Annotated in this window: 13 protein-coding genes; 3 read left to right on the forward strand and 10 right to left on the reverse strand. The window is 33.1% G+C overall.

All coding sequences use genetic code 11. From position 1 onward, the window contains the following. Window positions 1-1,381: restriction endonuclease subunit M (locus tag IKS50_RS02010; protein WP_292844527.1), on the reverse strand; the 1,381-nt coding region annotated here is incomplete at its 3' end. 89 nt (window positions 1,382-1,470) lie between these two features. Between IKS50_RS02010 and pglX the strand changes: the two genes are divergently transcribed. Continuing rightward, window positions 1,471-5,028 (forward strand): BREX-1 system adenine-specific DNA-methyltransferase PglX, encoded by a 3,558-nt coding sequence (gene pglX, locus IKS50_RS02015; protein WP_292844530.1) that lies wholly within the window; start codon window positions 1,471-1,473, stop codon window positions 5,026-5,028. Here the strand turns inward: pglX and IKS50_RS02020 are convergent. Next, entirely contained in the window at window positions 5,025-6,062 is a 1,038-nt protein-coding gene (locus tag IKS50_RS02020) for an integrase (RefSeq protein ID WP_292844534.1), read from the reverse strand. The two genes, pglX and IKS50_RS02020, sit on opposite strands and share 4 nt — an antisense overlap. 212 nt (window positions 6,063-6,274) lie before the next feature. On the opposite strand from IKS50_RS02020, the gene IKS50_RS02025 reads away from it, so the two are divergent. Further along, the gene (locus tag IKS50_RS02025) at window positions 6,275-6,934 is read left to right on the forward strand and encodes an Ada metal-binding domain-containing protein (protein ID WP_292844537.1); all 660 of its coding nucleotides are present in this window, start codon (window positions 6,275-6,277) and stop codon (window positions 6,932-6,934) included. A gap of 276 nt (window positions 6,935-7,210) precedes the next feature. Here IKS50_RS02025 and IKS50_RS02030 read toward each other — a convergent pair whose 3' ends face one another. Then, window positions 7,211-8,044 (reverse strand): hypothetical protein, encoded by an 834-nt coding sequence (locus IKS50_RS02030; RefSeq protein WP_292844540.1) that lies wholly within the window; start codon window positions 8,042-8,044, stop codon window positions 7,211-7,213. 143 nt (window positions 8,045-8,187) lie between these two features. Here IKS50_RS02030 and IKS50_RS02035 point away from each other — a divergent pair, with 143 nt between their 5' ends. Beyond that, complete coding sequence (locus IKS50_RS02035) at window positions 8,188-8,838, forward strand: zinc-ribbon domain-containing protein (RefSeq protein ID WP_292844543.1); 651 nt, start codon at window positions 8,188-8,190, stop codon at window positions 8,836-8,838. 431 nt (window positions 8,839-9,269) lie between these two features. On the opposite strand, the gene IKS50_RS02040 is transcribed toward IKS50_RS02035, so the two are convergent. The 7 genes from IKS50_RS02040 to IKS50_RS02070 all read right to left on the reverse strand — a co-directional run bounded on the left by IKS50_RS02040 (window position 9,270) and on the right by IKS50_RS02070 (window position 13,042). After that, the gene (locus tag IKS50_RS02040) at window positions 9,270-9,896 is read right to left on the reverse strand and encodes a zinc ribbon domain-containing protein (RefSeq protein WP_292844546.1); all 627 of its coding nucleotides are present in this window, start codon (window positions 9,894-9,896) and stop codon (window positions 9,270-9,272) included. 12 nt (window positions 9,897-9,908) lie between these two features. Then, window positions 9,909-10,139 carry a hypothetical protein gene (locus tag IKS50_RS02045; RefSeq protein WP_292844549.1) on the reverse strand — a complete coding sequence of 77 codons (231 nt, stop codon included), beginning with the start codon at window positions 10,137-10,139 and terminating at the stop codon, window positions 9,909-9,911. An 80-nt stretch (window positions 10,140-10,219) separates the two neighbouring features. Continuing rightward, window positions 10,220-10,438, reverse strand: coding sequence for a hypothetical protein (locus IKS50_RS02050; protein WP_292844552.1), 219 nt, complete (start codon window positions 10,436-10,438; stop codon window positions 10,220-10,222). A gap of 46 nt (window positions 10,439-10,484) precedes the next feature. Then, window positions 10,485-11,069 carry a hypothetical protein gene (locus IKS50_RS02055; RefSeq protein ID WP_292844555.1) on the reverse strand — a complete coding sequence of 195 codons (585 nt, stop codon included), beginning with the start codon at window positions 11,067-11,069 and terminating at the stop codon, window positions 10,485-10,487. Then, a complete protein-coding gene (locus tag IKS50_RS02060) occupies window positions 11,062-12,078 on the reverse strand; it encodes a tetratricopeptide repeat protein (RefSeq protein ID WP_292844557.1) in 1,017 nt (338 codons plus the stop codon). The genes IKS50_RS02055 and IKS50_RS02060 overlap by 8 nt, the downstream gene beginning before the upstream one ends. A 41-nt stretch (window positions 12,079-12,119) precedes the next feature. Continuing rightward, window positions 12,120-12,407, reverse strand: coding sequence for a hypothetical protein (locus IKS50_RS02065; protein ID WP_292844560.1), 288 nt, complete (start codon window positions 12,405-12,407; stop codon window positions 12,120-12,122). Between the two features lie 8 nt (window positions 12,408-12,415). Continuing rightward, window positions 12,416-13,042, reverse strand: a complete 627-nt coding sequence (locus IKS50_RS02070; protein WP_292844563.1) for a hypothetical protein — start codon at window positions 13,040-13,042, stop codon at window positions 12,416-12,418. Between the last annotated feature and the right edge of the window lie 32 nt (window positions 13,043-13,074).

Raw genomic sequence — 13,074 nt, forward strand, 5'->3', positions numbered from 1 at the left:
CAAATTCAACAAATCTTCCAACAATATCATCCTCAAAATACTCAGAATCTAAGACAGGTATAATATTATCGTCATCAGGTTTGAATTTATGATAATTATTTAAATCAAATTCCCCACCAGCAAACTGCAATCCATCTTGATTTAAAGAATAACGACCAAACATACAACCAACAGCATAAGAAATAAATGATTTGATATCTGAAGGATAATCTGCCAGATTAATAGATATATGTTTGTCTTCAACATCCGTTCTTGTGTTAATATTATAAATTTTCGAAAAAAGTTTATTTAAATTAATTTCATTTTCCTTAAGAAGTTTGAAATTATTATATTTATATTTTGACCAAACATCAAAAATTGAAGTTAGATTTTGATGTATGGAGTTAAATTTAATAAAAGGGTGTTTTAAAAAATCTTTACTTGTTTCATAATCATCATAATCTTCTTTACAAATTGATAAATTATTTTCAACTAAGTTATTAATCTTAGTTAATTCATCACTATTAATGATTAAAGGTAACTTCGCAACAGTCCCAACAGTATAAGCTAGTGTAGGTGAAGTAATATTTAATATCTCTTGACAAATAGATGAATTTAAAAATCCTAGAATATAATTATCATATTCATTATCTGAAAAAACTGCACATCCCACTCCATCAAATAAATATCCTTGAGGGAAGTATCTGAACGAAATTATACTGCTAGAAACATATGACCAACCAAATGATTTTTTAAAATAAAATTTCTCATTCCGGATTGTTGAATTTTTAGTATTTCGAATTTCAAATCCATCATTTTCCCAATTAACAACAAAATCCCTATTACCAATCCATCTTCTAAAATCACCCCCTTTATTATAAGGGAACCATTTATATTCACTTTTTTTAGCTAAATCTTTATCTTTAAAATTATAACCACAATCTGAAAAATTTACTTCAAACCAATAACGTAAAAATTTACTATTTTTTCCAGTATCCATTCCTTTTTTAACATCTGCTAACCCACTTAATTCAATACCAATTTTAAATGAATTAATTATATTATCATCCGCCCAATAAGCAATAGGTTTTCCAGGAATGTTATCAAATGCAGAAGTATTTGTAATAAACTTGTTTTTATCATTAAGAATTTCATCACCCGAAATTATTTGAAGAACTTTTTCTTTTTGAACATTCATGCCTCCAGTAAACTCAGATAACTTCAAATAGGTTCCAGCATAATTTTCATCAAAATTAGATAAAACAAATGTACAGATTGGTACAGTTGCTTCTGAAAATGCAGAGTATTCTAATTGGATTAAAGATGAAATTGATTTATGATTAATGATATAATGTCGTAGGTTTTCATAATTTTTAATAAACATCCATACAAATGGAGTCATTAAAGCATTATATCCATTTTCATTACATGAACTAAATATAAAAATAGGTTTTTACAAAAACATAATTATATAATAATCTGGTGAATAAAATGGATAAAACAATATTAAAGAATTTTGCTGTAAATTCAAGAACTAAGCTTATTGAAGATACAATATACAAATTAAATTTGCTTGGAATAACTGAGAATGAAATCCAAGATTCTATTGAAGCTGAAGGTATGCAAACTTTCCAAATTGGAAATTCAACTTATAGTATTTATGATAGTGATATTCAAAAAAGAAAAGATATTATTAATGAAATTGAATCAAAAGGATTTGATAATTTTGTTGAAGAAGTTGCATATACTTGGTTTAACCGTATAATTGCTATTCGATATATGGAAGTAAATAATTATTTACCAACAAAAACTAGAGTTTTATCCAGTGAAACTGAAGGAAAATTAGAGCCAGATATTATTACACAAGCTTTAGATATTGATTTAAATTACACTCAAGAAGATAAAGAATTGATTTTCAAACTCAAAGATGAAAATAAATTAGATGAATTATTCAGATTTTTATTTATCAAACAATGCAATCAGTTAAATGATATTTTACCTGGACTTTTTAAAACAACTAATGATTCATTAGAATTATTATTAAATATTTCATTTACTAGTGAAGAAAGTGTTGTAAGGCAATTAATTGATAATATTCCAGAAGAAGACTTTACAAAACAAGTTGAAATTATTGGTTGGTTATATCAATATTATATCTCTGAGAAAAAAGATCAAGTAATTAATATTAACAAGAGCAATATTAAAAAAGAAGATATTCCTGCAGCAACTCAACTATTCACAACAGATTGGGTTGTAAAATATATGGTAGATAATTCTTTAGGTAGATATTGGATTGAAAGAAATCCTAATAGTTCCGTTAAAGATAATTTAGAATATTATTTGGGTGAAGCTGAACAAGATGAAGAAACTCAAAGAAAACTTGATGAAATAAGATCTGAAAATATTAATGTTGAAGATTTGACCTTTTTTGACCCATGTATGGGTTCAGGGCATATTCTTGTCTATGCATTTGATGTGTTCTTTGAGATATATAAAGAGTTAGGATTTAGTGAAAGAGATATTCCTGAATTAATTTTAAAGAATAATATATTTGGTTTAGATATTGATGATAGAGCATATCAATTATCTTACTTTGCAGTTTTAATGAAAGCTAGAAAATATGATAGGAAAATACTTAAAAAAGGCATTGTTCCTAATGTGTATGCTATTCAGGAATCTGGAAATATCACTGATGAAGTAGTTGAGTTTATTCAGAAAAACGATTCAGCAATTGTTAATGATGTAATATATCTAAAAGAGATTTTTGAGTCTGGAAAGGAATTTGGTTCACTTATCCAAGTTAAAAAGTTAGATTTAGATAATTTAAAAAATTCCATTGACAGTATCCTTGAAAAATCAAAATCAACACTTTTAGATATGAAAATTATTGAAGTAATAGAAAATGATTTGAAACCTTTGATTAATCAAGCAGAATTACTATCTAAAAAATATTCTGCAGTAGTGACTAATCCTCCATACATGAATAAATTTGAGAAAAATTTAAAAGATTTTGCTAAAAAATACTACAAGGATTATTCTAAAGATTTATTCTCCATGTTTATTTACAGGAACTTTGATTTTTGTAATGAAAATGGATATAATGCTTTAATGACTCCATTTGTATGGATGTTTATCCAAAGTTATAAAAAATTAAGAGAGTATATAATAAACTTTAAAAATATATCTTCATTAATACAATTTGAGTACTCAGCATTCTCTGAAGCGACAGTCCCAATTTGTTCATTTGTTTTATCTAATGAACAAGAATATAATGGGACATATATTCGGCTTTCAGATTTTAAAGGAGGTATGGAAGTTCAAAGAGAAAAAGTGTTAGAAAGTATAGGCAATAAAGTAGATTATTTATACACCGCAAACTGTAAAAATTATCTTAGAATTCCAGGTTATCCAATTGCTTATTTCACAGATAAACAATTATTTAACATATTCGAAATTGGAAGAAAACTAGGTGAAGTATATGAACTTAGACAAGGTTTAAGTACTGGAAAAAATGACAAATTTTTAAGATATTGGTTTGAAATTGATAAAACAAAAATGGGTCTAAATTTTTCTTCAGGACCCTCCACTATAAATACTCCATTCAAATGGTTTCCATTTAATAGGGGTGGAAAATTTAGAAAATGGTATGGAAATCATGAATATGTTGTGGATTGGCATAATAATGGAGAAAATATAAAGAATTTCAAATTAGATAGATTAAAAAGAGGAGAAATTGAATCTAAAAACAGTAAATGTTGGAATGAAAAATATTACTTTAAAGAATCAATTAGTTGGTCCAAATTATCAAGTGGAAGAATAGCCTTTAGATTATATCCTGAAGGATTTATTTATGGTGGTGCTGGAGGAGGAATATTTGTTAATAACTATAAATACTACATTTTAGGTCTTTTAAATTCAAATATTATTCAATATATCTTAAACATTATATCTCCAACATTAAATTATGAAGTGGGTCACATCTCATCATTACCACTCATAATAAATAATAAACAATTAGATATCATAAATGCTCTTGTTAAAGATAATATTGAGATTGCTAAAAGAGATTGGGATCATAATGAGGAACATTGGGATTTTAAAAAACATCCTATTTTAAACTTTAAAAATTCAAATATGGAAACTAGTTTCAATGAATGGAAATTATTTAAGAATTCAGAATTTAATAAATTAAGTTCTAATGAACAAAAATTAGATGAAATTTATTCAGAAATTTATGATTTAAAAATTCCTCCTAATACCGAAGAGAAATTTATTTCAGTAAGTAAATCTAATTATAATACCGATATTCTTTCTTTTATTTCTTATGCGATTGGATGCATGTTTGGCCGTTATAGTTTAGATGATGATGGACTGCAATTTGCAGGTGGAGAATTTAATTTAAATAACTATCATAAATTCAAACCTGATGATGATAATATTATTCCTGTTTTAGATACTGCTTATTTTGATGATGATATTGTAGGTTACTTCACAAAATTTGTTGAAATATGTTTTGGGTCAGATACCTTAGAAGAAAACCTAGATTTCATAGCTAAAGCACTTTCAAAAACAAATAAACCTTCAAGAGAAATTATCAGACAATATTTACTTAAAAACTTCTTTAATGATCATAAAAAGACATATAAGAAATGTCCTATTTATTGGCAGTTCTCAAGTGGTAAACAAAATGGTTTCAATTGCTTAGTTTACATGCATCGTTACGAACCAAGTCTTGTTGCAAGAATCAGAACAGATTACTTACATAAAACTCAAAAAGCCATTGAACAAAGAATTGAAAATATAAACAACATTATTAATAACTCTAATTCAAAACAAGAAATTAGTAAAGCAAATAAAGAAAAAACTAAACTTCAAAAGCAATTAAAAGAAACCCAAGAATACGACGAAGTTCTAGCACACATAGCAAATCAAAACATTGAAATAGATTTAGACGATGGAGTAAAAGCAAACTACTCAAAATTCCAAAATATCGAAATTAAAAAAGAAGGTTCTAAAACACGTAAAGTTAACCTTCTTAAAAAAATCTAAATGATATTTAATTCCTTTCCAGATAAAAAAACATTCACAACTATTGTGAATTCTTGTTTTTTTATCTCGTTGTTTTTATTTTCATAAATCATGACATTTTTCATTGCGGATTTATACACCTCTTTTAGTTTCTTTGGATTTGTTTTTATGTAGGTTTCATGAACTTCATTTTTGCTACGTCCTTGTAAACTATCAATATACTCCGCAGATAATCCAATATTTGACGCATGAAACTTACGTAATGTATGGGATCTAAAAAATCTATATTTGCCTTTAAATCCCCAATCCATTTTATCATTGATTTCTTGAAAACGAGTTAATAATAATGAGGAAGTAAAATCAAATAATTTATCTTCTAATTTTAAGTTTTCACGGGTTTTCAAATATTTCACAATGTGAGAACTAGCTTCAGGAGAACAAAAAGTATAATAATATTTATCTGTTTTAATTCTTTTCAAATAAAAAGTCGGAACAACATTATTTTTTTTATCAAGAGTTTCTAAAATAAACTCAATTGATCCACCATGATGATACTCTTGTGTACCTTGAATAAAATGCTCAACCGTTAATGATAATGTTTCAGCTTTTGCAGTTCCTGAGGAAGACATGAAAAGAATCACGGCTTTTAAGTCAATTGATGAAATAAGTAATGCTTCACGTATATGTTCACGAGTTGGCAAGTCTAAATAATTAGTCTCATAAATCTTATCATATTTAGCCTGTGGCAAATGAGGTAGTTCAAACTCAAAGTGCAAATAAAATGTCTTTACTTTTGAAAAATATGTCTTTGAAGTATTTGGAGATAATTTACTGTTAAGTAGATAAGTTCTAAAGTCAATGAGTCTCTTTTTTATTTTCCTATCTTTAAGAGGGATTCTTTCATTTTCCTCAAATCGTGCCTCAGTGAATAATTCTTCAATTGTTTTACCATTAAAATCTTCATATAATGTTAAAGCAGAATCATAACCTTTACGAGTACTTGATTTAATATTTCTATCTCTGCAAAATTTTTGGAATATCTTATTAGAATACATGAAGTTATTTTTAAAAATTTTTTTAGACAAAAATTTGTAAACTTTTAACATTAAAATCGAATTAATAAAATTAAATTAAATTTTAATAGTTCATTAATTAATCGATTTGAAGAAAATATACAATTATGCTAGAAAAAATGTAAAGATTCATTAAAAGAATCTATTAAATAAATTCACTAAAAATTATACTATAAATTAAAATGGAGATTAAAATGAAATTTCAACACAAAATAATTTGCTTATTAATCCTGACTATGATAACATTAAGCTGCATTTCTGCAGTTTCTGCTTCAATGGAAATAGAAGGAGGGGCATTTTCCACAAACGGAGGACTGGAAGATTTGACTTACGCCTCCATTTATGTAGGCGAGGAATACTCCGGAGACGCTGTAATCATCCAGATTTTCTATTCACGTGACGGATCTTTGCTGAATAATGGGAATATGGTTCCAAATACCGTGACTTATGACGGTTATGTCAACGTGAAAAGCGCTGATGCATACAGATACTTTCCGGACCATGCGAAAATCAACTTATATGACTCAAACAGCAACTTGATGGATTCTCAGGAAGTGAAGCTGTCTCCTGAAAGCGGAGTTCAAACATTCGGCGTCAAAGACTATGACCACAGCTACATTTACGGCGGAAGCTCAAGCGGCAGTTCCACTTCAACTTCATCTTCAGGCTCAGGAGGAAGCACCTATCACTCAGGAACATCCAACAGCTACATAGGAAACAGCGAAACAGGAAAGTTCCATGCTCCGGGTTGCGGCGATGTTGATAAGATGAATCCAAGCAATAAAGTATCATTCTCAAGCCGTGACGAAGCAATAAGCAGAGGTTATTCCCCTTGCGGACACTGCAGCCCTTAAACTTTTTTTAATTGGGAAATAATCATATTGTTGGCGTGTTCATATCCAAATGATTCCTGGCCCAATATATGATTGTTTTTCCTAAACCATTTTTCAAATATCCCCAAAGGAGATTCACCTTTTGTGGAAACCCTTTTCTAGAACAGATTCATTAGTTTCATCCACTGAAATGATTTAACCATAGAATCTTTTCACATTGCACACATTTACAATACGGGGATTTTGATAAAAATGTTTTATTCATAATTCGAACCATCTTATAATTCTTATGAGGGTTTACTCATAATCTCCTGAATCATAATCGAATTCATCATCATAATCAGAATAATCCTCATCTGAGTAGTCATAATCATCCGCATCATCATAAGTATCATCTATTGCATCTGAATAACCCTGATTGTAGGCATTTTCACTGCTGCCTTTTGCTTCACCAATATATACCCATTCACCATTGGATTTCAATTGATACAATCCATCATAATGCTCAACGACATCACCAACATGATAATAGCCTACGATGCTTCCATCATCTGCATATAAAGGATATGTCTTTTCTCCATTTGATGTGGAAGCAGAAACATCACTTTGTTCGGCAACGGATGTGTTTGACTGCACTCCTTTCTTCCAATGAATACTGTTTATGATGTCAATTATCTCCTGCTGGTCGCCACTGATTATAATTACACTTTGATTGACAGTATTGTTGTGCTTTATACCTATAAAGGCTTCCTTAATATTATCTTCATCATATTCAAGACCTAACTGATCGGCCATTTCCTTAACATTATTCTTGTCAAGCTTATACACACCATTGTCCTGCATTTCGCCGTTTTGAACTATGAGTTCGGATAGCACCTTTGATGCCAACGCCCCAGCAAGACTACTGTCATCTATGCCAATAATTGTAGTGTTTTTACCTGTTACATAAGTATTGCCTAATTCATCATGGCTTTTAAGAGTTGTATCTGCTGAAACTTCAATTGTAGTTCCGTTTTCAAACAACTCCACTGTTTTAACAGGCTCCTTCATCAAATTATATGCAATCAATCCACTGAATACAACAATTGCACTCACTAAACATATTATTATTATCTTTTGAACATTATTCATGATTAATAACTCCTTAACCTAAACTCAAAATCATTTTATCTTAAAGTTCCCCTTTATCCTTTTTCAGGGCTCTAGATAAATATTTATACTAACAAGTTAATAACAATTACTAAAGAATTATCAAACATGTGTTGGTGAAAAAAATGGTATTTTGCGAAAATTGCGGAACGGAACTAAAAGATGATGATGTATTCTGTTCAAACTGCGGAAACAAAATCAGACATACATCAAAAAGTCATAAAAATATCTACATTGCACTGATTCTGACCTTTTTCATTACAGGTCTCGGCTCAATCTATGCCGGCAACGCCAAAAAGGGACTGATTCTTCTAATAGCTAGACTGGCCTTTGCAGTAATCGGAGTGTTCATAGGCATATTCCTTGTCTTATCAGTTCTGGTATGGGCCTATGCATTTTATGAAGCGTATAAGGATGTTCAGATTGCAAACGGCTACAGCAATCCTAAACTGATTGAAGATTTTAAAGGATGGGACCAGAACAACAAGATAATAGCTATCCTGATTATCATCATCATTTTGATGTTTACCGTAAGCGGCTGCTATTCCCTTTTAACAATGAACAGCCATACCTCAAGCGATCCAGATACCCACTACTATGTAAGCCACAGCACAGGAGGCTCAAGCAGCGGCTCATCATCTTCCTCACATTACGGAGGAGTCGACGATTCCCCACATACAATCGCCAAAAACGACCCTGACTGGTATTATGACCACTATGACTACGGGGACTATGACGACATCGACGAGGATCTGGAATCCCAGGGCTATGACTAGCCTGGGTGAGGATTTGCAGGAAATCCAAACCTGCAAATACCCAACATTATCCTCCGATTGTTGCCACCACAATAATCAAACGAAGGCATCACCAAAACAAGAGTTATCCATATATTTCATATTTAATCCTGTGCGGATGTAATTTAACGCAAACTCCTGAAAACATATCCTTACTATATCATATAGATATAGGATGGAATTGTTTAAAAAGAGAAAAATTAAATTAGGGAGGCAGCTGCACCATCAGCCCACCTGTGCAGAACCGATAACAATTCCGCGAAGGACTCAGGCACAACTGATAAAATGAAGTCTAATTACAAAACATAATTTCTTTAAGTTATTTAATAGCATAACCAGGTTATGCCAATATTAAATATAATTTATGACCATATAAATCTTTTCAATTGCACCGCCATTGCTGAAATGGACATCTAAAGTTTTTTGAAGTTCACCTCATCATCAATTTCATAGTACACCAAAGTGGAATCGTTCTTAATGAATGTGGCAATCATATAATCCTTTATTTGATAAAAGGTTATGCTGCTGGATATCCCATCGAGTTCAAGGCCTTCCCTTTTCAGTTTCTCAAGCTGGCTTTGAAACTTCGGACTTTCATATAATCTCTCATATATGAAATTGAACTCCCTTCCCTCAGGGTCGAATCTGGTGGGGGAGTATTCCTCATAGCATCTGTCGAAAATAATACAGTCACGGAATTTGTCCTGCCTTAAAAAGATGTATACCTGCGGATATGTGGCCGTATAGACCATTATGAACCTGCAGCGGTAGAGCTTTTCCTCCTCATGGATAGTTTCCCTTATCTCATCAAGCATGTAGTCGGGCATGAAGAGATATTCCTTGAAAAGGTCGAATCTCTCATCTGTCGTGAGGTCGCTTTCAACCATCTCGTGATAAATCCGAATCAGATCTGAGCTGTCATCATCCTGTTCGCTTTCATAGGATTCCTCATCATCTTCCCATCTGAATGTGGCTCCGCAATGGCTGCAGTAGGGATCACCCTCCATCACCATCGAACCGCAATTTGGACATGTTTGCATTTATCTCACCATTTAGTAATTCTCTCCAAGCCACCCCTGATTTATGTCGGGGTATCCGCATTCGCTGCAGTAGCCGTCAAAGTACGGCGCTCCGCAGGAGGGGCACTCCGAGTAAGAAGGCCTGTACGTATTTCTCCTGTAGCCTGTGCTTTTGGAGGTTGTGTTTGTGGTTTGGGTCTTTGATGATGAACCGTCATCGTTGCCGCAGCAGCATGCAACGACAATTATGAAAAAGAATATCATACAAACCACATCTAAACCTGAAGAATACATATTAATATGTTATGTTTATTATATTATTAATCTTTACATTACTATATCCGCTAGAGTTGGCCTAATGATTTTTTAACCAGCCTATCCTCCTTTTCAAGAAATCTCTCCCTGAAAGGATTATAAATGCCGTAGCCGATTATCTCGCCATTGAATTCAATCAGGAGTATGTCAAAATACTGAATATTTATTTTTCGTGCAGCCTCCACTGCACTGTCCCAATCCTCAAACACTAAGGATGGGCGATGGTCAGTTGAGATTTTTCGCTCCATTCTATCACCTCATTTTTTCAATACTGCAACTAGACAGTCAATTCGCTTATCGCCAATACTGCTCAATCTTGCTTCCGCTTAACATTTTCCCATAATCATCATCAACCCAGGTATAGCAGATTTCATCAATGATAATCAATTCATCCAAATCCATTCTTGATGATGCATTGGCATATAATATGGGTTTTCCGCTTTCAAGATTTAAAAAGTAAAAGAAACCTCCATACATCCCAGGAACTCTGTTAAAATCCTCTCGGACAAACAGATCCTCAGTTATCTTAGGAAACCGATAATCATAATCCCCTATGCAATCCTGACTTAAGTAAAAATCATTTATCAATATATGGAAGTTTTCCTCAATCTTTTTTAAATCGGAAATTGTGCTTTTGTCGTCAAAGTTGCCTCCGATATAGAATTGCATTGTGTTTAGCGCCAAAGCTTCAAAATCTGGATTATATCCTCTCCTATAGTTAATGCATGTGTGTTCATATGATCTGTTCATGAAATCTCTATCTCTCTTTACCAGTCGATTTAACCTTTCAAGGATTATTTCCCTTTTATCCGCAGGATATTCATTCAGATATAATTCAATTACCCTTTTTTCAAATTCATCTTGATTTATTTCATTCATTCCCATCACCTGCCAGTCTGATATGGCCGTCTTCATCCCGGACAATATAGCCTATTTCAACCAAGCGGCTTATGAACATGTCAAACTCCTTGTCATCATATAGGGAGACACTGCTTTTGACTTCTTCGGCTTCGACTCCTTTTTTTGAGTGCATGGTCAAAAGCATTTCCAATGAGGATATCCTTTCGAGGACATACTCCTTCAGCCTTGGGTTTTCGCATTCGACCTGGACATCCTCGTAGTCAATGCAGAACTCCTTTTCACAGCTTTTGCAGTGGAAGTTTGTCGGAATAGTAATTACACAGCCGCCAAGGTAAACTTCACCGCGAAGTGACTTTTCAAGAAGGTCGGAAGACGGATAGCCCCATATTATAGGAATCAGTTTTCCTCCGCAATCGGGACAAACCGGTTTCTCGTTTACCTGCCTGATGGCATCGATCCATTTGAGATAAGAGTCGCCGACCTCCGGTTCGACACCTGACTTTGCCGCAAGCATCTTTATCTGGTCAATGACATCCCAGTCGTCCGGATCATCCTTCAGGCAGTGCTGATAATAGCTCAGCTCATGTTCGCCCATGCCCTTTTCGAAAAACACATCGTACAAATCCAGCTCATTGTCCATGCTTTTTTCAAATTCGATTGCCTCATCATACCTGCCAAGTCTGATAAGGCTTTTGAACTTGTTTTCGCAAAGCCAATAGAAATCGCTGATTTTAAGACCCTCATCGCAAAGCCTGAGGGATGTCTCATATTCCCCCAATGCATAATGAACCATCGCCAGATTGTTTTTGAGATAGTGGTTTTCAGGGTAAAGCTCAACTCCCCTTTCAAGGATTTCCATGGCTTTGCCATATTCCCCCAATGCATAGAGGGCGAATCCCTTATATCCCATTGCAATTTGATTGTCCGGGCACTGCTCAAGGATTTCATCGCATTTTTCAAGCAATGCCTTAAAATCCTCATTATCATATAATTTGTTGCATTCGTGTATCTTGTCTTCAATGCTCATGTTATCACACTCCGTTATATTAATGATTCAATACATGATTCTTAATCGAAGCCGCCTCCAATCAGCATGTCCAAAGTATTTACCGGTATGGATTCAAGATGGCTATCATCAAAAATATCATCACAGTTGCCGTAAAGGTCAGGCCTGTCATACATAAAACAAGTATCTGCGTATAATACTCTGATGAAATCCGGATCATCCTTCAGTAAGGATTCCAGTCTGTCAGACATGACTTTCCTTTTAGTTTCATCATATGGCTCCAGCAATAATCCTATCACTCTCTTCTCATATTCCTCGTAAGTCATCGGATATTCGGACAATTTCACCATCCCCCATTTTAATGGACATAATCCAGTTTGGGACTGTCCTTCTCGAGAAGCCTATATTTTGGATATTTCATCATCGGAAAGCCTACGCCTCCCTTTTTAACCTGGAATTTTCCTGAAAATATCAGCTTGCCGTCTTCGGCATAGTAATTGCCGATTGTCGGATAATTCGGACCATATCCTCTGTTGACCAACCATTTTCCTTCGAATTTTAGCTGGCCGGATGAGTAATATTCCCTTCCTTCGATTATGCCTTTTATGTAAAATATGCCATCCCTGTATATGTTTCCGTTAGGATAATATGCCACTCCCAGCCCGTATGGCATGCTGCATCGGGTGAATCCTTCATAAACCAGCTCATCATTGCACAATACCTTATATTCCGCACCCTTTTGCGGATGATACTTGACCTTATCGAGAAACTCGGTTTCGCAAATTGCTTTGGAGTGGGGTACGAAGAACTCATCGATATTGAAGTAAGTCTTGCGTATCACATTTACAACCATTACATGCTCCACATTTGATGAGATGTTTTCGAATTCTAATCCATAGCTGAAATTATTGAATTTGAGAAAATCTATCAGTTCCTCTTCAGCTGATTTTGATGACGGTTTTACAATATAATCTCCAAGTTGCATGATATCACCTCAATTAATGAGGAATTAGAAGA

Source organism: Methanobrevibacter sp. (genome assembly GCF_017539065.1).
In the GTDB taxonomy this organism is placed as follows: domain Archaea; phylum Methanobacteriota; class Methanobacteria; order Methanobacteriales; family Methanobacteriaceae; genus Methanocatella.

Bases quoted from the DNA above. Each gene is read 5' to 3' on its own strand.
- pglX (WP_292844530.1), top strand. From the start codon at position 1,471: ATGGATAAAACAATATTAAAGAATTTTGCTGTAAATTCAAGAACTAAG.
- IKS50_RS02020 (WP_292844534.1), bottom strand. From the start codon at position 6,062: ATGTATTCTAATAAGATATTCCAAAAATTTTGCAGAGATAGAAATATT.
- IKS50_RS02025 (WP_292844537.1), top strand. From the start codon at position 6,275: ATGAAATTTCAACACAAAATAATTTGCTTATTAATCCTGACTATGATA.
- IKS50_RS02030 (WP_292844540.1), bottom strand. From the start codon at position 8,044: ATGAATAATGTTCAAAAGATAATAATAATATGTTTAGTGAGTGCAATT.
- IKS50_RS02035 (WP_292844543.1), top strand. From the start codon at position 8,188: ATGGTATTTTGCGAAAATTGCGGAACGGAACTAAAAGATGATGATGTA.
- IKS50_RS02040 (WP_292844546.1), bottom strand. From the start codon at position 9,896: ATGCAAACATGTCCAAATTGCGGTTCGATGGTGATGGAGGGTGATCCC.
- IKS50_RS02045 (WP_292844549.1), bottom strand. From the start codon at position 10,139: ATGATATTCTTTTTCATAATTGTCGTTGCATGCTGCTGCGGCAACGAT.
- IKS50_RS02050 (WP_292844552.1), bottom strand. From the start codon at position 10,438: ATGGAGCGAAAAATCTCAACTGACCATCGCCCATCCTTAGTGTTTGAG.
- IKS50_RS02055 (WP_292844555.1), bottom strand. From the start codon at position 11,069: ATGAATGAAATAAATCAAGATGAATTTGAAAAAAGGGTAATTGAATTA.
- IKS50_RS02060 (WP_292844557.1), bottom strand. From the start codon at position 12,078: ATGAGCATTGAAGACAAGATACACGAATGCAACAAATTATATGATAAT.
- IKS50_RS02065 (WP_292844560.1), bottom strand. From the start codon at position 12,407: ATGGTGAAATTGTCCGAATATCCGATGACTTACGAGGAATATGAGAAG.
- IKS50_RS02070 (WP_292844563.1), bottom strand. From the start codon at position 13,042: ATGCAACTTGGAGATTATATTGTAAAACCGTCATCAAAATCAGCTGAA.